This is a genomic window from Butyrivibrio sp., assembly GCF_015056685.1.
GTDB lineage: Bacteria > Bacillota > Clostridia > Lachnospirales > Lachnospiraceae > Butyrivibrio.
In genome coordinates this window covers 64,380-89,559 of sequence record NZ_SVFW01000011.1, presented here as the reverse complement: position 1 = coordinate 89,559, position 25,180 = coordinate 64,380, and the positions used below count along the sequence as shown (strand labels likewise).

23 protein-coding genes are annotated in these 25,180 nt (G+C 39.4%); all 23 read left to right on the top strand.

What is annotated here, in order from left to right; all coding sequences use genetic code 11:
- The first annotated feature begins 132 nt into the window (after positions 1-132).
- The 23 genes from E7303_RS05770 (at position 133) to E7303_RS05655 (ending at position 25,167) form a co-directional block, all read left to right on the top strand.
- A complete protein-coding gene (locus tag E7303_RS05770) occupies positions 133-1,647 on the top strand; it encodes a flagellar hook-length control protein FliK (RefSeq protein WP_292144255.1) in 1,515 nt (504 codons plus the stop codon).
- 43 nt (positions 1,648-1,690) lie between these two features.
- Positions 1,691-2,368: a flagellar hook capping FlgD N-terminal domain-containing protein gene (locus E7303_RS05765; RefSeq protein WP_292144254.1), complete on the top strand. Its 678-nt coding sequence runs from the start codon at positions 1,691-1,693 to the stop codon at positions 2,366-2,368.
- A 49-nt stretch (positions 2,369-2,417) separates the two neighbouring features.
- Positions 2,418-2,843 carry a TIGR02530 family flagellar biosynthesis protein gene (locus E7303_RS05760; RefSeq protein ID WP_330601626.1) on the top strand — a complete coding sequence of 142 codons (426 nt, stop codon included), beginning with the start codon at positions 2,418-2,420 and terminating at the stop codon, positions 2,841-2,843.
- A 150-nt stretch (positions 2,844-2,993) separates the two neighbouring features.
- A complete protein-coding gene (locus E7303_RS18005; RefSeq protein ID WP_330601625.1) occupies positions 2,994-5,951 on the top strand; it encodes a flagellar hook-basal body complex protein in 2,958 nt (985 codons plus the stop codon).
- A gap of 148 nt (positions 5,952-6,099) precedes the next feature.
- Positions 6,100-7,668, top strand: coding sequence for a cardiolipin synthase (gene cls / locus E7303_RS05745; RefSeq protein ID WP_292144253.1), 1,569 nt, complete (start codon positions 6,100-6,102; stop codon positions 7,666-7,668).
- A 374-nt stretch (positions 7,669-8,042) separates the two neighbouring features.
- A complete protein-coding gene (locus tag E7303_RS05740; protein WP_022773891.1) occupies positions 8,043-8,216 on the top strand; it encodes a flagellar FlbD family protein in 174 nt (57 codons plus the stop codon).
- A 79-nt stretch (positions 8,217-8,295) separates the two neighbouring features.
- The gene (locus tag E7303_RS05735; RefSeq protein WP_292144252.1) at positions 8,296-9,096 is read left to right on the top strand and encodes a motility protein A; all 801 of its coding nucleotides are present in this window, start codon (positions 8,296-8,298) and stop codon (positions 9,094-9,096) included.
- Positions 9,096-9,929, top strand: coding sequence for an OmpA/MotB family protein (locus E7303_RS05730; protein WP_292144251.1), 834 nt, complete (start codon positions 9,096-9,098; stop codon positions 9,927-9,929). Before E7303_RS05735 ends, E7303_RS05730 begins: the two co-directional genes overlap by 1 nt.
- A 17-nt stretch (positions 9,930-9,946) precedes the next feature.
- Positions 9,947-10,483 (top strand): flagellar basal body-associated FliL family protein, encoded by a 537-nt coding sequence (locus E7303_RS05725; protein WP_292144250.1) that lies wholly within the window; start codon positions 9,947-9,949, stop codon positions 10,481-10,483.
- A 43-nt stretch (positions 10,484-10,526) separates the two neighbouring features.
- Complete coding sequence (fliM, locus tag E7303_RS05720) at positions 10,527-11,510, top strand: flagellar motor switch protein FliM (protein ID WP_292144249.1); 984 nt, start codon at positions 10,527-10,529, stop codon at positions 11,508-11,510.
- Between the two features lie 4 nt (positions 11,511-11,514).
- Positions 11,515-12,756 (top strand): flagellar motor switch phosphatase FliY, encoded by a 1,242-nt coding sequence (gene fliY, locus E7303_RS05715; RefSeq protein WP_292144248.1) that lies wholly within the window; start codon positions 11,515-11,517, stop codon positions 12,754-12,756.
- An 8-nt stretch (positions 12,757-12,764) separates the two neighbouring features.
- A complete protein-coding gene (locus tag E7303_RS05710) occupies positions 12,765-13,106 on the top strand; it encodes a flagellar biosynthetic protein FliO (protein WP_292144247.1) in 342 nt (113 codons plus the stop codon).
- Positions 13,103-14,047, top strand: a complete 945-nt coding sequence (fliP, locus tag E7303_RS05705; protein WP_292144246.1) for a flagellar type III secretion system pore protein FliP — start codon at positions 13,103-13,105, stop codon at positions 14,045-14,047. Before E7303_RS05710 ends, fliP begins: the two co-directional genes overlap by 4 nt.
- Positions 14,048-14,062: 15 nt before the next feature.
- Positions 14,063-14,335, top strand: coding sequence for a flagellar biosynthesis protein FliQ (gene fliQ / locus E7303_RS05700; protein ID WP_022773904.1), 273 nt, complete (start codon positions 14,063-14,065; stop codon positions 14,333-14,335).
- Positions 14,336-14,344: 9 nt separating this feature from the next.
- Positions 14,345-15,130 (top strand): flagellar biosynthetic protein FliR, encoded by a 786-nt coding sequence (fliR, locus tag E7303_RS05695; RefSeq protein WP_292144245.1) that lies wholly within the window; start codon positions 14,345-14,347, stop codon positions 15,128-15,130.
- On the top strand, positions 15,105-16,253 hold the full coding sequence (flhB, locus tag E7303_RS05690) for a flagellar biosynthesis protein FlhB (RefSeq protein ID WP_292144244.1): 1,149 nt from the start codon (positions 15,105-15,107) through the stop codon (positions 16,251-16,253). Before fliR ends, flhB begins: the two co-directional genes overlap by 26 nt.
- Positions 16,254-16,293: 40 nt before the next feature.
- Positions 16,294-18,351: a flagellar biosynthesis protein FlhA gene (gene flhA, locus E7303_RS05685; protein ID WP_292144243.1), complete on the top strand. Its 2,058-nt coding sequence runs from the start codon at positions 16,294-16,296 to the stop codon at positions 18,349-18,351.
- 1 nt (position 18,352) lies between these two features.
- Positions 18,353-19,594 (top strand): flagellar biosynthesis protein FlhF, encoded by a 1,242-nt coding sequence (flhF, locus tag E7303_RS05680; protein WP_292144242.1) that lies wholly within the window; start codon positions 18,353-18,355, stop codon positions 19,592-19,594.
- Between the two features lie 17 nt (positions 19,595-19,611).
- A complete protein-coding gene (locus E7303_RS05675) occupies positions 19,612-20,547 on the top strand; it encodes a MinD/ParA family protein (protein WP_292144241.1) in 936 nt (311 codons plus the stop codon).
- Between the two features lie 17 nt (positions 20,548-20,564).
- Positions 20,565-21,287, top strand: coding sequence for a flagellar brake protein (locus tag E7303_RS05670; protein WP_022773914.1), 723 nt, complete (start codon positions 20,565-20,567; stop codon positions 21,285-21,287).
- Between the two features lie 2 nt (positions 21,288-21,289).
- Positions 21,290-22,360 (top strand): protein-glutamate methylesterase/protein-glutamine glutaminase, encoded by a 1,071-nt coding sequence (locus E7303_RS05665; protein ID WP_292144240.1) that lies wholly within the window; start codon positions 21,290-21,292, stop codon positions 22,358-22,360.
- A gap of 146 nt (positions 22,361-22,506) precedes the next feature.
- Positions 22,507-24,639: a chemotaxis protein CheA gene (locus tag E7303_RS05660; protein WP_292144239.1), complete on the top strand. Its 2,133-nt coding sequence runs from the start codon at positions 22,507-22,509 to the stop codon at positions 24,637-24,639.
- A 33-nt stretch (positions 24,640-24,672) separates the two neighbouring features.
- On the top strand, positions 24,673-25,167 hold the full coding sequence (locus E7303_RS05655) for a chemotaxis protein CheW (protein WP_292144238.1): 495 nt from the start codon (positions 24,673-24,675) through the stop codon (positions 25,165-25,167).
- The last annotated feature ends 13 nt before the right edge of the window (positions 25,168-25,180 follow it).

Sequence of the window (25,180 nt, the reverse complement as noted above, 5' to 3'; positions counted from 1 at the left end):
ACTTACGCATATACAAAGAGAAATAATTAAATATTTTATATTAAGTATTCTAAATAAAAACCGATATATGTTATGAGAGTCTATGGATGTTTATGTCCAAACAAAATAAATATATTTGAAAGGAGGAACTTGATGAGCAGTACGACAAATAATGTAGGTGCAATGCTTACCTACATGCAGAAGTCGACTGCAGCAGTAAGCGTTTCATCAATAACGGAACTTAGTACTAAGGCAGGAAATGCTGCGAACAGTTTTAGTAATGTCTTAAATAAGACATCAGATGCTTTAGTACAGGCAAAAGATAATAAATCTCAGATTACTGACAATGCTGTAAAGCAAGGAAAAAGTAGTCAGGGAAAAGATGTAGCAAGATCAGATGACAGCAATGGCTCGCAGAAGGCAATCGGCAACAGCAAAAATAGTACCGATAATCTTCAGAACAAACAAAGTACTGATAATGTTACAAAAGTAGATGAAACCAATACAAAGAGCATGGAAGCAGATGAAAAGCTGCAGGAGGCTATAGGAGAAGCAGGAAAGGAACTTGTTTCTAAAATGGCTGAAGCACTTGATATAAGCGAAGAAGATATTCTAAGTGCTATGGAAATTCTTGGACTGATGGCCGGAGATCTTTTAAATCCTGAGAATGTACAGCTTCTGGTCACTGAAGTAATTGGTGAGGATAAGGCGCTTGATCTGTTAACTGACACAGATCTATATGCTACGATGCAGGACCTCATGGAGGGTGCAGATAGTATGAGGAGCGAACTTTTGAATGAGTTTGACTTATCCGAGGAAGATTTAGAAATTGCGCTCGAAAGCTTTGATGATGATCTGGTGGCATTAGATGGCCCTAAGAAAGAAATGTCGGATGAAAATGCTGGCAAAGTACCTGAGATCATAGTAAATGAAGCCGGAGATGATATTTCTAAGGATATGAAGGCACCACAGTCTAGGGAGCAGATGCCTGAAATTAAGGCAGAAGCAGGATCAGAAGAGGTGGAAATCGCTGAATTTAAGCCGGTTGAAGAAACAAATGATTCTTCAAATAACCATAAAGAGACAAAGGGTGGTTTAAATGAAAGTGGTCAAAATGCGAATCTTTTTAATCAGCTAATAAACAATATAACAGATGCAGTAGATTCCGGTTCTGTCAGCACGATTAGCTATACTGACAGGACACAGATGGAAAATATAATAAGACAGATCACAGAAAAGATAACAATTTCTGCGGGAAATGGTGAGACTTCTATGGAACTTCAGCTTCACCCGGCTCATCTTGGCAACGTAAATATCCTTCTTACAAGTACAAAGGATGGAATAGTTGCCAAATTCACAGCACAGAATGAACTGGTAAAAGAAGCAGTTGAAAGTCAGATGGTAGCTCTTCAGCAGAAATTTGACGCACAGGGAGTAAAAGTTACAGCAATTGAAGTTACTATTGCAAGCCATGCTTTTGAGCAAAATCTTGAGCAGAATCAGCAGGGGCATGAATATGAGCAGGCTGAGGGCAGATTCAAAAAGCCACTTCGAAGAATAAATCTTTCGGAAATTTCTGAATTTGAAGAGGAAGATATGTCTGAAGAAGAGCTTATAGCTGCAAAAGTAATGGAAATGAACGGAAATACCGTTGACTATAGTGCATGATTTTTTGTGGGCTGGCTTTTATGCCAGCCCTGGAGGATAAAAAATGGCAGATTTAGGATCAGTTGAGGCTATTATTAAAAATGGTAAAGTTCAGAATTTGGAAACAGAGAGCTCTAGCAGTAAGACAACTCCAACAGGTTATGACAAGGATTCATTTTTAAAAATACTTGTTGCTCAGATGAAATATCAGGATCCTATGGAACCTACATCTAATACTGAGTATATTTCACAGTATGCGACATTTACTCAGGTAGAACAGCTTAACAATATGGCTAATAGTATGTCATTATCCAGAGCATCTGAAATGGTTGGAAAAACAGTAGTTGTTACACAGACCAACTCTGATACTGGAAAGAGTACTGAAATCCAGGGCGTGGTAGATTATGTGACATATAGCGGAAACAAAGCATATTTAAATATTAATGGAACTAATTACAACATTGATGATGTTACCCAGGTTTTGGATTCAGATTACACAGATGCTCTTGAAGTTGTAGCTGATTTCCAAAAGAACATTGATAAGCTGCCGGAGCTTGAACTTGTTACAGAAGAAACCCATGGAGATACCATTGATTCAATGTATGACTATTATATGAATATGGATGACAGGGCAAAGAATCTTATGGATAAGAACTACGTAACATCGCTTCTTCAGTATGTTAATCAGCTCGATGATATCAGAGGTGATACACACAGGACTTTTTCCAAGGATAAAACCTGATAAAGGTTAAAAGAACTATAGAAATACGCCGGAAAGGAGGTATAGGAAATTGAATATTGATGAGAGAAGATTTTTATCAATTGATCAGGTGCAGGGCCAGATCAAAAACGGAAGTATTCAAAAAACCGATAACAAGGGCCAAAATATACAAACCGGAGCAAATTCTTTTGCCAGTATTCTAAATAAAATACAGGAATCATCCGATAATACTATTAGTTCAGAAGAACTAAAGTTTTCTAAGCATGCCGCAAACAGACTTCAGGACAGAAACATAGTTTTAACAGATGAGCAGATGGCAAGGCTTAATATGGGCAAGATAGAAGCAGGAGAAAAAGGCATTAAAGACTCTCTTATACTCATTGATCAGCTTGCATTTATCGTAAATGTCCCAAACAACACAGTAGTAACAGCAATGGATCAGACAGAAAACAAGAGTAATGTTTTTACAAATATTGACGGAGCAGTGATTGCTTAACAGATTGGACCGAAGTGGCCAGAAGTGCCATCAGGAGATCTTGATTTCCCGACTGATTGAAGGAAATCTCTTTTAAATCACTCATCCGTCCAAAATCAGATATTGATATGCGCTTATACGCATAGGTTTTATGATGGAGGACAATGTCTTATGATGAGATCACTTTATTCTGGTGTAGCAGGACTTCGTACACACCAGACCAAAATGGATGTTCTTGGTAACAATATTGCCAACGTTAATACAACATCATTCAAATCCCAGTCTATTACATTTTCAGACCTTATGTATCAGACAACACAGTCAGCATCAGGTGCTACTGAGACTAAGGGCGGTGTAAATGCAAGACAGATCGGTCTTGGCGCTAAGTCAGGTGCCATTGCTACAGCAATTGAATCCCAGGGCGCTACTCAGACAACAAATAATCCATTTGATATCATGATCACCGGTAAGTCGTTCTTCGTAGTTAATAACGGAAAAGAAAATCTCTACACAAGAGATGGTTCTTTCTACGTAGATGGTGCCGGCAACCTTGCAATGCAGTCAAACGGATATTTCGTAATGGGATGGACAGCACAGGAAGATCCTGAGACCGGAGCTATTACAGTAAATAAAAATGGTGGTTTATCTCAGCTTCAGATCATGAGCGCTGATAATACAACATATTCACCAGCATCTACAACAGCTGCTCTTTTCTCTGGAAATATCGATGATAATGATACAAACGTTATATCTGATGATGGTAAGACACTCACTCTGGAATTCTATGATAACAAGGGATACCTCTATACAGGAAAGTTCACATTAAAGGATACAGGTACTGATGATCTTTTCTCGCTTCAGCTTACAGATATTATTGATTCATCAGGAAAATCAATTGGATCAACACTTATGAAGGGCGTTACTTTCGGAGCGACTGAACCTACTGATGTTGCTGTTACAGACGCATATAAAGTTGAAAATGGTGCAACAACTTCAGTTGTTAAGCTCCTTGCAGGAGCTACTGTATATTCAGGTGTTCCAACATCAGGTGCGCTGTCAGATCTTATGACAACAAGTAAAGCTAAATATGCGGGCATTTTGAAGGAAGTCTACGGAATAGACGATGCTACAGTAACAAGTGGAACTGAAGGCTATTCAAAGACATCACTATTTACAATAAGTGAAAGTGGAACTCTTACAATTACATATGATGCGCCAAAGGAGACCAAGAGCCCTTCAGGATATACATACAATTCCAATAACTCAAATTCATATTATGTATCCAGTGATGGCACCGGAAAAGCATATATTGTACCTTCCACAACAGAAGGTTCAATGAAAACAGTTGTAGGTAATTCCAAGACCTTGCAGGCAACACTTAAAACTGTCTTTGGTATAAATGACGACGATTCGGCAACAGCAACTCAGACATCTCTTGAGAAGTATATATCAAGTGATTACTATCGCTTTAAATTTACAAGCAATGCAACAGGAAATGATTCATTTACTGTTACCAGTCAGCATTATCCTGATGAGACCAAGACAGCAACTCCTATAACCAAGACAGCTCTAAAAAATTACATTGATGACTTTGAAAATCTTGAAGCTAAATTAAATGACTCGACTGTTCCGGAAAATATTTATTATACATATGATAATGACACTTTAACACTTTATGGAACAAAGCTTTCAGACGAAGACCTTGAAGTACAGATAAGCGCTGCGCAGCTTGCAAATATTACAACTGTTCCGCAGAATACTATATATGAGTATAACAATACAACAGTGATCACAAATGCAGCTAAAGCTGAGCTGGCGGCTGCTTTGGGCCTTGCAGATGCAGCTGCGCTGGATGATTATATGTCCTCAAATGGTTTTACATATTTGGAGGTTAGCAATATTTCAGGTACTCCCGGCATTTTGTTCTACAAGAGTGAACCGGTAGAAGTTCCCGATGAAAGTAATTCGATTTTCACACAGACTATTTTCTCCAAGACATATACAGCAAAAGAGGGTACATATCCTGAAAAGAAGGCATCTGAACTCGGCGGTGTATTTACTAACTCAACTGATGGATCAGCTTATGTTTTAAAGGGAACAGAAACAACTGTCAGTGATTACAGTAAAGAAATGCTTCAGGATGTGTATGGCCTTACAAAAGGTTCTGCAACTGTTCAAAATACATATAAAGTAAAGATTTCAGCAAATGGCGGAATATCAATTTATGATACTGTTTCTGTTGATAAGAACATAGCTACAGACTATGCTACACAGACAGCTGCTGATGGAACACTTACTTATGTTACTACTGCGGATACAATTCCTGAGGGTTGGGAAGAAATACCTAACACAGGAAATATTACAGATCTTATTTCAACAGCGACAGGAAAGTATAAGAATCTTTTAAATAAAGTCTATGGTATAACGGATTCTGATGCTGATGCATTTGGAACAGATGGTACCTATTCAATAAATGCTGATGGAAGTATTACTCTTACAACAGGTAGTCAGACTATTCAGCTTAAATTTAATCCTGCAAATGGTTCTCTTACTACAGCTAACGGAAATGCTAATGGAATGGTCAATATTAAATTTGACCAGTCAATCCCCGGACTTGAAGCATTTGGATTCCAGCCAACTACTGCTGATGAAGAGACTATGAGGGGACAGCTTACAGTTGATTTCTCTACTGTAACTAATTACAACACAAGCGGAACAGCAACAATCAAGGCTGTAAAAGGAGATAAATCATCGCTTAATACTGGTCGTATGGTCGGTGAAATGAATGGAATTACAATAGCTACTGATGGACAGATTCATGCTACATACTCAAATGGACAGACAAAGCTTCTTGGACAGATTGCATCAGCTGAATTTGCTAATGCATCAGGTCTTTCAAAAGAAGGTGATAACCTCTATGCATCCACACTTAACTCTGGTGAGGCAACAATTCAGGATATTACTGTAGATGGCGGATATATGAACACAGGTGTTCTGGAAATGTCAAACGTAGACCTTTCAAAAGAGTTTACTGAAATGATCACAACACAGCGTGGTTTCCAGGCAAACAGCCGTATCATCACAGTATCAGATACACTTCTTGAAGAACTTACTAACCTTAAGAGATAATTCTTTTTATGAATCATAAGACTAATGATGAGCCCCGTCGCTTTAATTGCGGCGGGGCCTATTTCGTTATTATCTTTCTTTTAACTGTTAATTAAAAATTGCTATAATTATTTTATACATATAAAAGAGACAAGGAGGCATTTTTTGTATGAGCGAAGCGAAGAAGTTAACTATAGAGAAAAAAGCTGCAGTTAAAAATGGTGTATTTAGAATGGTCATTGCGGTGCTTTCAGTAATACTTAATGCGCTGATCATTGTTTGCGGTGTTATTTGGCTTAATAATACATGGCATTGGGTATCAGTATTTTTTTCTCTTATAAGCTTCTTTGTTGTTCTGGGTATTTACTCTAAGAACCAGACAGCATCCATAAAAATGCCATGGATCATGATGATCCTTGTACTTCCTGTTGCGGGTATAGTTTTTTATTTTCTTGTTGGTTATAACGGTGGCACAAAAAAGATGCGAAAGCGCTATGAGAACATAGATAATATACTGCTGCCTCTTTTGCCGGATAACAGCGATGTGCAGATGAGCCTTAAAGAAAGAAATCCATATGTGGCAAATATTACGCATTATCTAAAAGAATATGCAGGTTATCCGGTCTATCAAAATACTGATATCACATATTTTGATGATGCTCTAAAGGGAATTGAGGACCAAAAAAGAGAGTTATTGAATGCAAAAAAATTCATTTTTATGGAATATCATGCTATTGAGGATGCTGAAAGCTGGCATAGCATTCAGGATATTCTTGAGCAAAAGGTAAAAGAGGGTGTTGAGGTCAGAGTTTTCTATGATGACATGGGCAGTATAGGCTTTGTAACTACTGATTTTGTTAAAAGGCTGCGGGCGAAGGGAATTCGGGCAAGAGTATTCAATCCTTTTGCACCGGGTTTAAATCTTTTTCTTAATAATAGAGATCATAGGAAAATTACAGTAATTGATGGAAAAATAGGCTACACAGGTGGCTATAACATTGCAAATGAGTATTTTCATGTATCTGAGCCCTTTGGATATTGGAAGGACACAGGAATAAAGCTTTGCGGCGACGCAGTAAAGTCACTTACCGTGACATTTCTTGAGATGTGGAATGCGATAAAAGAAAATGACATAGATGATGTTACTTTTGACAAATATCTGAAAAATAATAATTACAAGGCCCTTGAAAATGGATTTATAGCACCTTTTGCTGATAGCCCAATGGATAAAGAGCAGGTTGGAGAGGAAGTATACATGAGTATGGCTAACATGGCCAAAGACTATGTCTGGTACATTACGCCTTACCTTATCATTACTGAAGAGATGATACATGCATTTTCTCTTGCAGCCAAAAGAGGCGTTGATGTCAGAATAGTAACTCCCGGAATTCCTGACAAAAAGATTGTTTACAGCGTTACAAGGTCTTATTACAATGCGCTTGCTAAAAATGGCGTACGAATATATGAGTATTCTCCGGGATTTTGTCACGCTAAAATGAGTATCTGCGATGATTTTGCAGCAACCTGCGGAACAATCAATCTTGATTATAGAAGTCTATACCATCATTTCGAAAATGGCTGTCTTTATGCTGATTGCAAAGCAGTTAAGGACACGAAGGAAGATTTTGAGCAAATATTTAAGGAATCAAAGGATGTTACTGAATATTATTCAAAAGGCAGGGGAGCATTTCTTAGGTTTGGACAGCTTCTTTTGAGGTTGGCAGCGCCACTTATGTGAGGCACTATTTTATGAAGCCAGGAGTGATGCGAGTTTGCAAATAAACGATAGTGAAAAAACGCTAAACAGAGCGTGATTTTTTAAAAGATACTGTTATTAATAAAAATGTTGTGCTACAATTATTTTATTACCACTATATGTTGTGTAACTATGCGAATGTGTATTTGTTAATAATGTGTGATGGCATAACGCAAAATAATTTCATAATTATCGATAATAAGTGTAATTAATTTGCAAATATGTCTAAAATGTGAACAAAAATATGAGTATTGGTACACTAAAAGTGGTAAAATATATGTAGTTAGAAATAAAATTTCAGAAAATAGTGAAATTTTTTGAAATAATGAAATTTTTAGATATTGACGGGGGAATAGATGTCTAAAAGTATTATTGAACTAACAAAAATGGATACGAGGAAATTTCTTTTAAATGTTTCTTCCATAGAAACGGTAGAAGCTACCCCTGACACTGTGATCATATTGCGCAGTGGCAGAAAGTTAATAGTCAGGGAATCTCCTGAAGATATATATAAGATTATAGAAAACTAAGCTTTTAATGTTGCAGCAAAACATATCAGTTAAACGGCATATGACTGGTATCTAATATTTATATGAAGGGGAAAACAGTATGGATATTGCTTCATTACTTGGTGTTGGTCTTTGTTTTGTTTTCATGATTCTGAGTATTGTCTTTTCAGCTGGTATCACCGGCGTCGTACACTTCCTTGATGCTCCTTCGGCGATGATCACATTCGGTGGAGCACTCATGGCGGTTTTGGCGTCGAGAAGCATGCCAAGCTTTATTAATGGTCTGAAATCTTACACCCTAATTTATAAAATGCCCACTGATGACACTAAGGGCACAATAAAACAGATTATCGATCTTTCAAATACAGCTCGTAAAGAAGGACTTCTTGCACTTGAGGAAGCAGCAAGCAATCTGGAAGATGCATTTATGAAAAAAGGCGTTGGTCTTATTGTAGATGGTACTGAGCCTGAACTTGTAAAAAGTATTTTGGAAGCTGAAATTGATGCCATGTCTGAGAGACACAAGGAAAATTATTCTTTCTTTGCTGATGTTGCCGGCATGGGTCCTTCCTGGGGTATGATCGGAACGCTTCTTGGACTGGTTCTTATGCTCCAGAACATGTCTGACCCTTCATCTATCGGACCGTCCATGGCGGTTGCCTTGATCACAACATTCTATGGATCGGTTCTTGCGAACTGGTTCTGTTATCCTGCTGAGAATAAATTAAAAGCCAGAGATAATGCCGAGTACATGGCAAAAAGTATTATTATTGAGGGACTTTTGTCTATACAGGCAGGAGAAAACCCTCGTGTTACAGAAGAAAAGCTTAAATCATTCCTGTCACCTAGTGACAGAGCAGCTTATGAAGCAGAAAATGGTTCAGGTGATGGAGGAGAATAATGGCTAAGAAACCTGAGGAAATAAAACCAGGACTACCGGCCTGGCAGGGTACCTTCGGCGATCTGATGAACCTGCTTCTTTGTTTCTTCGTTTTGCTGTTCTCAATGGCAACAATGGACGCGGCCAAGTTTGAAGAAGTAGCTGCATCATTCAGTTCGGCTTTTGGTATTTTTGATGGCGGTGAAATGGCACTTGGGCAGGGAGCACTTGTAGGCGATGGTGTTTCGCAGCTGACTGAACTTTCGAGTTATATCACATCCATGGGTCTTGCACAGACCGGAGATGATTCCGATTCAGACCAGGCTGATGTGGGCAATATGGACGAGGAAGAGCTTATGGAAGCGGCAGAAGAAGCTCAGATGGAAGCTTCTCAAAAGCTTGCAGAAAAAATAGAACAAGCCCTGGAAGAGGGAGAAATTGAAAATGAAGTATCCCTTAACTATACCAGCCAATATGTTCAGCTTACTATCCAGGGATCAATTCTGTTTGATTCAGGCAAAACGGCAATAAAAGAGGACGTAATTCCTGTCCTTGAGAAAGTAGGGCAGATACTTGAAACCTATGCCGGAGGAACTATAGATATAGAAGGTCATACAGACAATGTTCCAATGTCATCCGGCGGAAAATATGCAAACAATGATGAACTTTCATCAGGAAGAGCCCTTGCGATATTTAACTACCTTTGTGAAAACACAACTCTTGACCCATCAAATATTGTTCATACAGGGCGTGGTGAATATGACCCTATTGCAGATAACTCGACTGATGAAGGAAGAGCCCGAAACAGAAGAGTTGAGATTAAGATATACAATCCATTAAGTGCATCTTATTAAGAGGGGGATACCTTTAAATGAAAAAGAATTTATTATCCATTATTATTTTGGCACTTCTTGTAGTTAATCTGGCTATGAATGGATTTATGCTTCTTAGCGTTATGACTACAAATTCACAGACAGCAAAGCTTATTTCGGATATAGCTGCTGCCCTGGAACTTGAGGCAAGTGGCGGAGCAGGCGGAGGGTTCTCTGGATCCGCATCAGGCACAGTTGGTGTTGCAAATCTTGCAACCTTTGGATTTACCGGAGACAACAGCCTTACAATCAGCTTGAAACCTGGAGCAGATGGAAAAGCACATTATATGGTTGCGGAAGTTCTCTTTTCTATGAACACAGCTTCAGCAGATTATGCAACCTATGGAACTTCAGAATCTATAGCCAGCATGAATGATCTGATAAAGGCAAAGGTTATAGACATTCTTTCAAGTAAGACTATGGAAGAACTTCAGAGCGATATACAGCCTGCAAAAGATGAAGTTATAGAGGCAATTCAGGAACTCTATGGTTCTAACTTTATCTATGACGTAAGTATAACAGCAATTTATCAGTAAACTAAAAAATCTAACACTAAACTACTGAGAAAGGAGATCCATTTTGAGTGAAGTACTGTCACAAAGTGAAATAGATGGTCTGTTGGCAGCGCTATCTAGCGGTGAACTTGATGTGGATCAGATGCAGGCAGCTGACGAAAAGAAAGTCAAGGATTATGACTTTAAACGTCCTGCCAAGTTCTCCAAAGAGCACCTTCGAACCTTGGAGATGATCTACGAGCATTATGGAAGACTGTTATCAACTACATTACCTTTGTATTTGAGAAAAAATGTATCGGTATCAGTTGCTAACTCTGAGACCGTTACATATTCGGAATTTAGTAATGCGCTTTCAAATCCTGTTATTTTAGGCGTCATATCTTTTTTGCCTCTTCAGGGAACTATTATATTGGAGCTCCAGGCTAATATAGGCTTTTCTTTTATCGACAGAATGCTTGGAGGCCAAGGCGGAACCCTTGATAAGCCAAGACCATTTACTGATATAGAGATGCCGCTTATAGAAAAGCTTGTTACCATTTGCATGCAGCTTATGGTTGAACCGTGGCAAAGCGTTGTAGCTATAAATCCTGTAATGGAGAGAATTGAGACAAACCCTCAATTTGCCCAGGTTATTTCTCCTACAGATATGATCGCCATTGTCACTCTTAATATAAAGATTGGTGATACGGAAGGTCTTATGAATGTCTGTCTTCCATATTTCACATTAGAGAGTGTAATGGACAAGCTCAATACCAAGTTCTGGTTCTCTACAATGCAGAAAAATAATGATGAGGATTATCAGGATACGCTTGAAACCATGGTCAAGCATGTTGATGTTCCGGTCAAAGCTATTCTTGGAAGATGTAATGTATCGGTAAGCGATTTTGTTCATCTTCAGGCTGGAGACATTATAAGGCTCGACAATAGAGTTAATACGGATATGCAGATATATGTAGGCAATATATTTAAATTTACTGCGTTACCGGGAACGGCAAAAGACAAATATGCTGTCAGGATAACGTCAGTTGTGAGAGAGGAGGAAGAGTAGGAGCATGGATGGAATGTTGTCTCAGGACGAAATTAATGCTTTGCTAGCCGGAATGGATACTTCAGGCGGCTCAGATGCACCAGCGGACGCTCCTGCCGATTCCGGGGGAGATGCACCAGCAGAAGCAGCTGCTGCAACGCCACCAGTTGGAGGCAGTACAATTGATGAGTCACTACTTACTGATTCTGAAAAAGATGCTATTGGTGAAGTGGCTAACATCAGCATGGGATCTTCAGCAACAACGCTGTATTCCCTTGTAAATCAGAAGGTTAATATCACTACGCCCCAGGTTGAGTTGGCTAACTGGGAAAATGTGATCAACAACTATGAGAGACCTTGCGTATTTATTCAGATAAAATATACGGTAGGTCTTGATGGCACCAATATCCTTATTCTTAAGGAACATGATGTTATGGTCATCACTGACCTTATGATGGGCGGTGATGGTACAAATACTGATGGAGAGATTGGTGAACTGCAGCTGTCAGCCATTTCTGAAGCAATGAACCAGATGATGGGTGCTGCTGCCACGTCTCTTTCTACAATGATCAACCAGAAGGTAGATATCAGCCCGCCACAGGCAACCCTTCTTGATATGATCAATGATGATCCTTCTGATATTGCTGAATTCCTTACAGGAACATTCGTAAAGATCTCTTTCAAGATGCAGGTCGGAGACCTTGTAGATTCAACCCTGATGCAGTTATATCCTATAGATTTTGCAAAAACTCTTAAGGATACTGTTATTTCAGGTGATGCAGGTGGCGAAGCAGAGGCTCCAGCTCCTGCACCGGAACCGGCTCCAGCTCCGGCTCCACAACCAGCACCTGCGCCAGCTGCAGGAATGTCACAGATGGATCCGTCTATGATGCAGGGCCAGCCAATGATGGGAATGCCGCAGATGGGTATGCCTCAAATGGGTATGCCAATGATGGCTCCGCAGATGATGAATATGAATATCCAGCCTGCTCAGTTCCAGAATTTTTCCGGTGGTACAACCATTATGGCAGGTGGAGAAAACATAGGAATCATCAAGGATGTTCCGCTTGAAGTTACTGTAGAACTTGGAAGAACAGCAAAACCTATAGCTGATATCCTTGATTTTGCTCCGGGAACCATTATAGAGCTTGATAAAGTTGCCGGTGAACCTGTGGATGTTCTCGTAAATGGTAAGTTTGTAGCTAAAGGCGAAGTTGTAGTTATTGAAGAAAGTTTTGGTGTGCGTGTGACCGAAATTGTTCAGTAGGATAAAAAATGACGGCAGATTCTTACATCCAGTTTATTTCTGTTCTCATTATTTTTATTGTAGTACTGGTGGCTACCTATTTTGTTACAAGGTATCTTGCCGGTTATCAGAAGGAGAAAAATTCTTTTGGCAATATTGAAATAATCGAAACAGGAAGAATTACGACTAATAAATACATACAGATAGTCAGACTTGGAGACAAGTATATGGCTATTGCCGTTGGAAAAGATGAAATAACGGCTCTTTGCGAAGTTGACAAGGATTCCCTTAAGCTGGCAGATGGTGAAGACCACAGCGCCAGCTTTAAGGAGATATTTGACAAATTCAAAAGCGAGATAAAAAGTAAATGACAAAAAGACGGGGAGATGGGAATATAATAACTAACCGAAAGAGCAGCGTAAAAAGAGGGATAATAGCTGCTTTAGTTTCTATTGCACTGATTTCTTTTATTTCTTTTTCTATTCCCATAACAGCTAAAGCCACTGAAGAAGTAATAATTGATACTGAGCCCACAGATCCAACTACAGACAGGGATTCATATCTTACAGGCTCAGAGGAAGAGAGAACTAATATCAATCCTCCGGGAGCATCAGAAGATCCTGATGATTTGCAAAAGCTGAATATAGCAAATACTGTTACTGTTACATATGATAACGGCAATGGTTCTGTTAATGGCGCTCTGCGAATTCTTATTACTTTGACGCTTCTTTCGCTGGCACCGACGCTCCTTGTAATGATGACTTCTTTTACAAGGATCATTGTTGCACTGCATTTTACACGAACTGCCATTGGTACCCAAACATCGCCCCCAAACCTGGTGATGATTGGGATTGCTTTGTTTATGACGCTTTTTATAATGCAGCCAACATTGACTGAAGCTTATAATACGGCGGTAATTCCTTTTGAAGATGGACAGATGGACCAGACTGAATTTTTTGAGACAGCAATGAAGCCTTTCAGGCAGTTTATGTATGGTCAGACTCAGAAAAAAGATGTTCTTCTCTTCATGCAGATAGATGGGATTGAGTGGGACGGAGAACTGGACAGTATTCCAAATGTTGTTCTTATTCCGAGTTTTATAGTAAGTGAACTTCGAACAGCATTTATCATAGGCTTTTTAATCTATATACCGTTCATTGTTATTGACATGGTTGTTGCATCGGTACTTATGAGTATGGGTATGATGATGCTTCCACCTACCACAATTTCGATGCCATTTAAAGTTCTTTTATTTGTACTGGCGGATGGATGGAGCCTTATTATTGGTAATCTGGTCAAGTCATTTTATTAAAAAGGAGGCGTTTTTATGATCACATTATCAGATATAAATACAATCATGAACAGCGCGCTTTTTCTTGTGATCAAAATGTCACTGCCGGTTCTTTTAACATCTATGATCATCGGTCTGGTTATTTCAATCTTTCAGACTGTAACCTCTATTCAGGAGCAGACTCTTACGTTTGTACCAAAAGTTGTTGGAGTGTTTGTGATGATCATGCTCATTGGAAACTGGATGCTTACAGAATTATCGGGCTATATCATTAATCTATGGTCAGATTTTTCAAAATATGTGAGATAGAGGGATTACATGATAGATTACTCCTTTAGTTATGGCGATCTTGAAATATTTCTACTGGTGTTTGTCAGGATTACGAGCTTTATATTTGTATGTCCCTTCTTCGGAGGCAGGCAGTCGCCTAATCTTGTTAAGATAGGTTTTGGACTCTTACTCTCAATACTTATCTATGGGGCAGTTCCTGTTGTCCCTCCGGATTATCATACACTTATCGGGTATACAGTAATTGTGTTAAAAGAGGTTATGGCAGGATTTTTGCTTGGATATGCAGTGCAGCTTTCCACACTTATAGTTAATTTTGCCGGCACAATAGTAGATATGCAGATAGGACTTTCCATGGTGAATCTGTTTGATCCTAATACAAATGAGCAGTCGACTATTACAGGTACATTTTATTCGCAGGTCCTTACAATGATGCTTATTCTGTCAGGTATGTATCACTTTATCTTAAAGGCTTTAGCAGATTCTTTTACCCTGATACCTGTAAACGGAATTGTTATCAATTCTGACAGAATGCTAAGTGCTGTTACAGCTTTCCTTAGGGATTACATAGTGATTGGTTTCAGGATAGCACTTCCAATATTTATCATTACCTTTATAACGAACGTTGTTCTTGGAATTTTAGCGAAAGTATCACCGCAGATGAATATGTTCTCTGTCGGTATTCAGATAAAAATAGTGATCGGGCTCTCTGTAATGCTCATTACGGTCATTATGCTGGGCGACGCATCCAATTATATTTATATAAATATCAAGGAGTTGATGAACGAATTTGTATACAGTATGCAAAGCGGCTGAATTTAAGCCTTTACTAATTGCATATGATCTTCAGTTTTTTGCAGAAGATGCAAACGGTGCTGAAAAGACCGAACAGCCTACTGCGAAAAAACTTGATGATGCCAGAAAAGAAGGACAGGTTGCAAAGAGCCAGGAAGTTGCTACAGCCTTTAGCCTTTTAGCACTTTTTATAATCCTGAGATTCGTCTATGGATTTATGGGTGAGATCTTTAGCAACACCTTTGAGTATGTTTATAATTCAATTCCCAATGTGGCAAGGACTTATGATGGGTACCTTCCGATTGCTTATATAAGCAGCCTCGTAATACATGCAATGCTTACACTGCTTTTATTATGTGCTCCGTTTTTTATTGTTGGTTTTTCTGTTGCTCTGATCTGTGATTTTGTTCAGGTTGGTTTTAAGCCAACAACAAAGCCACTTCAGCCAAAGTTTTCAAAGCTCGATCCTATTTCGGGAATGAAAAAGATCTTTTCAACAAGAAAAGTGTTTGAGCTTGTTAAATCAATCCTGAAACTGGGAATTATGGCAATTGTGATAATATCGTTTTTTTCAGGGCGAAAAGAATCACTATTTTTGCTCTATGATATTCCCTTAAAGCAGGCAATCGGCCTTATGGGCAACCTTATTATTGATCTTGGGCTAAGAATTGCTGCTGCGTACATGATAATTGCCTTTGCGGATCTCATATATCAGAGACGCAAGTTTAATAAAGATATGATGATGACTAAACAGGAAGTAAAGGATGAGTTTAAGAATTCCGAAGGTAATCCTGAGATCAAAGGTGCTCAGAAACGTCGAATGATGCAGGCTTCCCAGAGGAGAATGATGCAGAACCTTCCTAAAGCGGATGTTGTTATCACAAACCCTACTCACTATGCTGTAGCGATCAAATATGATGCAAATGAGGCTGATGCACCTATGGTCGTAGCCAAAGGCGCAGATTATCTGGCTCAAAGGATAAAAGATATAGCCAGAGAAAATGATGTTGAGATCGTTGAAAATAAGCCTCTTGCCAGAATGCTTTATGCGAATGTTGAAGTGGGAGAACTCGTTCCGCCGGAGCTTTATAAGGCAGTTGCCGAAGTCCTTGCTTATGTTTATCACTTGAAAGGCAAAGTTTGAGATTTTTTGTAAAAAGACTTGATGGAAAGGAGATAGTGGCATGGATTTATCAAAGATAAAAAACAGAGTCTATGATTATGGTCTTGCTCTTTATATCGTAGCAGCTATTGTAATGCTCATTATTCCCCTTCCAGACTGGATGCTCGATATACTTTTGGCATTTGATATGTCTTTGTCATTTGTCATCATGTTTACTGCGATGTTCGCAACAGAAGTGCTTCAAATGTCATTCTTCCCAACAATCCTTTTGTTTACCACAATATTCAGGATTGCTCTGAATGTTTCATCTACAAGACTTATCCTTACTCAGGGAAGCGCGGGACAGGTCATAGAAGTGTTTGGGTCATTCGTAGGTGGTGGTGACCTTATTGTAGGAGCAATTGTCTATGTAATTTTAATCATTGTTCAGCTCATGGTAATCAACAAAGGTTCTGAGCGTGTAGCTGAAGTATCAGCAAGATTTACACTTGATGCTATGCCCGGTAAACAGATGGCTATAGATGCCGATCTTAATACAGGCGCCATAACAGATGCTGAAGCAAAAGAAAGAAGAAGTAAGATACAGGAAGAAGCAAGCTTCTTTGGCGCTATGGATGGTGCTACCAAGTATGTTAAGGGAGATTCAACGGCCGGTCTTATAATTACTGCGGTCAACCTGATTGGCGGTATTGCCATGGGCGTACTCAGAATGGGAATGGATGTTACTACTGCCATTAATACATATTCAATACTGACTATGGGTGATGGACTTGTAAGCTCAATTCCTTCCCTTATGATCTCAATGTCAACAGGTATTCTTGTAACAAAGGGTTCAAAAGAAGCGGATTTTGGCCATGTCCTTATAAATCAGCTCTTTGGAATGCCAAAGACTCTTTACCTTGTTGGAGGTGTTGTTGCAGGACTTGGTATTTTTTCACCGCTACCTACACTTTTGTATGTTACTTTTGGCGCTGGCTTTATACTTCTTGGAAGAATTGCAAGTCAGACAATTGAAGAGGTTCAGACTGAGACAGAGGCCACATCTCCTGAAGAGACTTCAGCAGAAGAGATAAGACAACCAGAAAACGTTACAAGTCTCTTGCAGGTTGACCCTATTGAACTTGAATTTGGATACGGTATTATACCGCTTGCTGATGTAAATCAGGGAGGAGATCTTCTTGACCGAGTTGTAATGATAAGACGACAGATTGCACTTGAACTTGGAACTGTTGTACCAATAATTCGTCTTAGAGATAATATTCAGTTGAATCCTAATCAATATATCATTAAAATTAAAGGTATACAGGTGAGTGATGGCGAGATCTTATTTGACCATTACATGGCTATGAATCCAGGGCATGTAGAGGATGAGATCACAGGTATTCCGACCTTTGAGCCATCTTTCCATCTACCAGCTATATGGATCACTGAGGGACAAAGAGAAAGAGCTGAGAGCTTTGGCTATACAGTAGTTGATCCTCCGTCAATTATAGCTACACATCTTACAGAGATCATAAGAGAACATATTGCAGAACTTATGACGAGACAGGATGTTCAGAATCTCGTTGATAATCTAAAAGAAAACAATCCTGCTCTTGTTGATGAACTTGTTCCTAAGCTTATGAGTCTTGGTGAGATTGAAAAGGTATTACAAAACCTTCTAAAAGAAGGTATTTCCATAAGAGATCTTGTTACAATTTTTGAGACATTGGCAGATTTTGCTCCATCAACTCATGACCCTGATATATTGACAGAGTATGTGAGGCAGTCACTAAAGAGAGCAATTTCTAATAAATTCTTTATGCCGGGTGAGACAACAAGCGTCGTGACTCTTGATCCTAAGATAGAACAGGAGATCATGAGCAGTGTTAAACAGACTGAGACAGGTGCATATCTTACTCTTGATCCGGCAAGGACTAAGTCGATTCTTAATTCTGTTGGCGAACAGGTCAAAAAGCTTGAAGAAGCCGGTAAACAGGCTATCATTATGGCTTCACCTATAGTCAGAATGTACTTTAAGAAGATGACTGAGGACTATTATAAGGATTTAGTTGTTATTTCATATAATGAAGTTGAGGCTAACATTGAATTACAATCTGTGGGGATGGTAACTGCATAATATGATTATCAAAAAGTATGTTGGAAAAACTGAGAATGAGGCTACTGAAGAAGCAAGAAAGGAGCTTGGTACTAACATTGTTGTTATGAATGTCAGGCCAATGAAAAAGACAGGTTTTCTTTCTTTGTTCCAGTCTCAAAAAATTGAAGTGACGGTTGCTTTGGAGGATGAACCCGAAAAACCTGCTGTAAGGACTCTTTCGCCGCAAAGAGAAAATGCCCTGAATAGTCAGAGGGATACTATCGCCTCGGCAACACTTAACGCCACAAAGGTAAGGGAGAATAAAGACATAAGGGATGATAACAGTGCTATCGAGGAGAAGCTCGATAACTTAAGTTCTCTTCTTGAAAAGAACTTCCTTAAGACTGATAAGGAGACTGCTGAAATTGTTTCTGAGCCTTCCGAAGAAACTTCGGCAAAGCCTTCATCTAAGGCTTCAGTTTCCGAAGAAACCTTATCGTTTATCAAATTATTGTACAATACTCTTATTGAAAATGAAGTTGATGAAATATACGTAAATCAGCTTACTGATGAAGTCGAAAAAATAAGTAAACCGGGCCTTCCTTTTGACTTTGCCCTTGCAAATGTCTATCAGAAGATGGTTCTTAAATTTGGAAAGTCTGAACCCATCGATCTTGAAAAAGAAGGACCAAGGGCTGAGATATTTATCGGACCTACAGGCGTTGGAAAGACAACCACAATTGCAAAACTCGCATCTGAGCTTTCCGTAACCCAGAAAAAGAAAGTAGCTCTTTTGACAGTTGATACATACAGAATCGCAGCAGCGGAACAGCTACGGACATATGCTTCGATTTTGGAGATACCTTTCAGAGTAATTTATTCAGTAGATGAAATGAAGCAGGCGGCTGAAGATTTCAAGGATTATGACTACATCATGGTTGATACGGCCGGACATTCTCTTCATAACGATGAACTTAAGCAGGACGTCGAGAGCTATATCAGAGTTTTGGAAGACATTATTGAATGTGAGAATTTCCTTGTTTTATCAGCAACTACAAAGTACAGGGATCTTATTGAGATAGCTGATGCATATTCAGAAATGGTTGCATACAGACTGATCTTTACAAAGATGGATGAAACCGGGGCTAAGGGTAATCTGTACAATGTAAGGATGCATACAGGGGCACCGGTTGCTTATATCACAAATGGACAAAATGTCCCTGATGATATTGCAATATTTGATGCTCAAAAGATAGTAAAGCATTTGCTTGGTGGAAAGTAAATTTGTTGGGGTAGTTTATGGATCAGGCACAACAGCTTAGAAATATTATTAAGAATTCAAATAAGCCCGCCAGACCTCTTGCCAGGATAATTACAGTTACAAGTGGCAAAGGTGGTGTTGGTAAATCAAATGTCGCGATAAATCTGGCAATCCAGTTCAAGAGAATGGGCAAAAGAGTTATAATTCTCGATGCGGATTTTGGACTTGCTAATATTGAGATCATGTTTGGAACTGTTCCAAAACATAATCTTTGCGACTTAATCTATCAGGGAAAAAATATAAAAGACATAATCACCTGGGGACCTGAAGGAGTTGGCTTTATTTCAGGCGGCTCGGGTATTTCCGGCATGTATAACCTTAGTCGTGATTATCTGGTCTACATTATTGTTAATCTTGCGGAACTTGACGCAATTGCTGATATAATAATAATAGATACAGGTGCAGGAATATCTGATGCAGTTATGGAATTTTTGGTTGCAAGTGGCGAGATCATACTTGTGACAACGCCTGAGCCCACATCTATAACTGATTCCTATTCACTACTAAAGGCACTTAATCAGTCACAACGATTTTCAAAAGAGGATACTAAAGTAAAAGTAGTATCGAACAGAGTGTCATCAGCGGAGGAGGGGCAACAGCTTTTTAACAAGTTAAATGCTGTGGTTGCCAGATATTTAAAATTGCCGTTAACTTATATGGGGGCAATACCCCAGGATCAGATGTTATCAAGAAGTGTGATGCAGCAATCGCCAGTTTCAATACAGTATCCAAATGCCAAATCTGTAAAGGCATTTGAATCTATTGCAACACAGCTTATGAATCCAACGGATACCGCACTTATTAAACCAAGGGGAATGGCAGCTTTCTTTTCACATATTATTACAGGAAGAAAACTGAGTTCATTGCCTTCAGCAGGTCCTAACATTATTGGTAGTGCACCAAATACACAATGAATGGAGAGAACTAATTAATGCTCAGTGATTATATATCACCCGGAATAAAAGTGGAGTTAAAAGCTACCGGAAAGATCTGGATGGAAGATGATTCCAGAACCAAACATATTTATATGAGTAAGGTTATGGATGTTACATCCGATGACAGGATTGAAGTCCTGATGCCTTTCGAACAGGGTAAACTGGTGCTTCTTCCTGTAGATGGAGAGTACAGCCTTTGTTTTTACAGTACTAAAGGATTGTTTCAATGTTTTTCAAAAATTGTCGATAGATATAGAAGCGACAATATGTATATTCTGGTCTTGGATCTTACTTCTGAGTTACAAAAATTACAGAGACGCGAATACTACAGATTTAGTTGCGCTCTGGAGTTAAAATCCAGACTATGTTCCCAAGAAGAAAAGGAAGCATTTGAAAATAACAGAAAATATCTTGTTGATCCGGGTGTTCAGCTTCAGAGAAGCGTTGTTGTAGATATAAGTGGAGGAGGACTTAGATTCGTAGCAAATTTCCGCTATGAAGAGGGTGATACTATTTATTGTTCCTATAAGCTTCCGGGAGCTGGTAGTTCAAACGAGTATGAAATGATATGCCATGTTCTGAAGGTTCAGGAACTTGAGAACAGGCCGGGGCTATATGAACACCGTATTCAGTACCTGTACATTGATGAGACTTCCAGAGAAGATATCATACATTTTATCTTCGAAGAAGAACGAAAAATAAGAAAGAAGCAAACTTAATTATGAAAAAAATTTTGATTATTGATGACTCTGCACTCATGAGAACTGTTCTTAGTGATATCATTAATTCAGATTCAAGATTCCAGGTGGTTGATAAGGCCAAAGATGGAGTTGAAGGTCTGGAGCTTCTCAAAAAGAACAGTTATGATGCTGTCGTTCTTGATATCAACATGCCAAGAATGGACGGTATTACATTATTAAAAGAGCTTCATAAAAATAAGATCAAAGCTAAGATCATGATGGCCAGTACTGATACAAAAGAAGGTGCCAAGGTCACAATGGATGCGCTTGATCTGGGAGCTCTTGATTTTGTTCATAAACCAGACCGTGCATCTGAATGCAGAGGTGAGGATTTCACCAAGCATTTCATAGATACCCTTGCGGCGGTTGCCAATTCAAGAGCACCGATGCCTGTAAGGTCGTTCTCCATTGAGGAAGCAAAGGAGTCAAGGAAAGTTGTCGAGCTTGTCAGCAAATCCGCAAGTAAGATCACCGGAAACAGGATTGTGGCGATTGCATCATCGACGGGTGGTCCAAGAGCTCTTCAGTCTGTAATTCCAAAACTTCCTAAAAATCTTAAAACCCCGGTTGTTCTTGTTCAGCATATGCCGGAAGGCTTTACAGCCTCTCTTGCTGAAAGACTTGATTCTCTCAGTGAGGTAACTGTTAAAGAGGCGGCTGAAGGTGATGTTCTTGCTCCTGGATGTGTTTACATATCAAAAGGCGGCAAGCATATGCACATAGTTAAAAGCGGATCAAAGAGCGTAATTCATTACGTTGATGGTCCTACCAGAGAAGGTGTAAGACCTTGTGCAAACTTCATGTATGAATCTTTAATGGATTCTGATTATGATGAGATTTGTTGTGTGGTCCTCACCGGAATGGGTGCTGACGGAACAGAAGGAATCAAGAACTTAAAGTCAAAGAAAAAAGTTCATGTAATCGGTCAGGATGAAAGTACCTGTACCGTTTATGGAATGCCCAAAGCTCTAGCAAACGCTGGACTTGTGGATCAGGTTGTAAAACTTGAGAACGTAGCCCAGGAAATAATAATGAATGTCGGCGTGAATTGAGGGATTTCATATTCTTTTAATACTTCTTTAAGTTTTTTTTCTGCATTCCTCCATTCAAAAAGCCGATAATATGTTCAAAAGTATGCGATAATAAGATTATACTTTTGAAAGACCTATCACTTTTTTAATATGGAGGTAAAATAGTTATGGATGTATCCCAGTATCTAAGTGTCTTTCTCGATGAAGCAAAGGAGCACCTTCAGTCACTTAATGATAACATTATGATTCTTGAGCAGGATCCTGAGAACGAAGATTGCATTAATGAGATCTTCCGTTCTGCACATTCTATGAAGGGTATGGCAGGAACTATGGGCTATACAAGAATGCAGAATCTTACTCATGACATGGAAGATGTTTTCTCTGATGTTCGTGGCGGCAAGATTAAGATAAAATCTGCCGACATTGATGTTCTCCTTCAGTGCCTTGACGCTATTCAGGAATATGTTGATAATATCACCGAGAATCAGGACGAAGGTACTGATGAACATAAGGATATCATAAAAGCTCTCGCAGATATCAGAAGTGGTGGTGGCGGGGAAGCAGCACCTGCTGCAGCTGCTGCGCCTGCAGAAAGTGCTCCGGCAGCTGAAGCTGCGCCTGCTGATGGACCTGCTGAAGGAGCTGACGGTTCTTCGGATTACAGGGCTATTCGCCTTGATCCGTCTGTTAAATCCACATTAGAAGAAGCAAAAAGCCAGGGTAAGAAGATCTATGGCGTTACAGTACATATCCAGGAGTCCTGTATTCTTAAAGCTGCAAGAGGTTTTCTTGTATTTAAGGGACTGGAAGAAATTGGTGAGATTGCTGTTTCTGAGCCTAATACCCAGGATATTGAAGATGAAAAATTTGATTTTTCTTTCAGCCTGATCCTTATTACTGATGAGTCAAAAGAAAAGGTTGAAGAAATTGTAAAGTCTGTTTCTGAGGTTGAAGGCTGTGAATGCGGCGAATATGACCCTAGTGGTGCAAAGCCGGCTGAAGAAAAGTCTGAAGCCGCACCTGCAGCTGAAGCTTCTACAACAAGTAAGCCTGAAGAAACGAAACCTGCAGCACCTGCACAGAATAAGCCTGCAGCAGCGGGAACTGGTGGCGGTGCCGGTGGCAAGAAGCCTGTCGGCAAACCTGTTGTTAATAGAACAGTCCGTGTTGATATTGAAAAGCTGGATGTATTAATGAATCTTGTGAGTGAGCTTATCATTGCCAAGAACTCGCTTATATCAGCGGCAAATACATCAGGAGTTAGCAACGGAAATGTAAATGAACAGATCGAATACCTTGAAAGTGTAACCACAAACCTTCATGAATCAGTTATGAAAGTTCGAATGGTGCCTATTGAGAGTGTTCTTCAGAAATTCCCTCGTATGATCAGAGATCTTAATAAGACTCTTGGCAAGAAGATGGAACTTACCATGACTGGTGAAGACACTGAAATGGACCGTACCGTTGTAGATGAGATTGGTGATCCTCTGATGCATCTTATCAGAAACAGTGCAGACCATGGTATCGAATCTGCAGAACTTCGTGCACAGCGCGGCAAGCCTGAAGTAGGACAGATTTTCCTTCATGCATTCCAGGATGGTAACAGCGTTGTTATCGAAGTTGGTGATGATGGTAATGGTATTGATGCTGAGGCTGTAAAGAATAAGGCCATTGAAAAGGGAGTTGTTTCTCCTGATCAGGCAGCTCTTTTAACTGAGAAACAGTGCGTAGAGCTCTTGTTCCACCCAGGCTTCTCAACAGCTAAGCAGGTATCTGAAATTTCAGGTAGAGGTGTAGGACTTGACGTTGTTAAGTCAAAAGTTGAATCCCTTTCAGGTGAAGTAACTGTTAAGACAAAACTTGGAGAAGGATCCACATGGATTATCAGACTTCCTCTTACACTTGCTATTATTCAGGCTCTCATGGTTATCATCGGTGAAGAAAAGTACGCTATTCCTCTTGATTCAATTCAGAGTATTGAAGATGTTTCACCTTCTGATATCAAGTTTGTAGAAAATAAGGAAGTTATCAATCTTCGTGGCAGCGTTCTTCCTCTTATCAGACTTAGTGAAGTTCTTGATACTGAGTCCACAAAGAACCCAGAGGAGGATATGGTTGTTGTTATTGCCAGAAAGGGTGACCAGCTTGCAGGTCTTGTAATAGATGAACTCATGGGCCAGCAGGAAATCGTTATCAAACCTCTTGGAAAGTACACCAACAAGTGCAAACTGATAAGTGGTGCTACAATCCTTGGCGATGGCGAGATTGCTCTTATCCTTGATACTAATTCTATTTTCTGATTTGAACCTTAAGGTTGGTAAAGGAGAATAAAGATGAACGAACTTAGAGATAATTCCGATGTAGGAGAACTTATCCAGTATATTGTTATCAAAATTGATGATGAGCAGTATGGCATCAATATCAAATTCATTGACAACATTGTTAGAATGCAGCAGATCACAAGAGTTCCACAGGTTGATGAGTACCTTAAGGGCGTTATCAATATCCGTGGTGAGATTGTTCCTGTAATGAGCGTTCGCATGAAGATGGGACTTGCTGAAGATGAGATCACAAATAAATCCAGGATCATTATCCTCAAGACAGATTCCGGTGATCTGGTAGGCATTATTGTTGATCAGGTTAATCAGGTCCTTACGATCGATTCCAATAACGTTGAGAAGGTCAGATATGATGACAAAAAGGCAAAATCAAATGGTTCATTTGTAAGTGGTGTTGGCCATTATGAAGGTGGCCTGGTTTCGATTCTCGACCTGGAAGCAGTTGTTTCAGATAAGGAAGCAAAGGAAAAAGCATCAAATGCCAGCTGATGGAGGATAACTA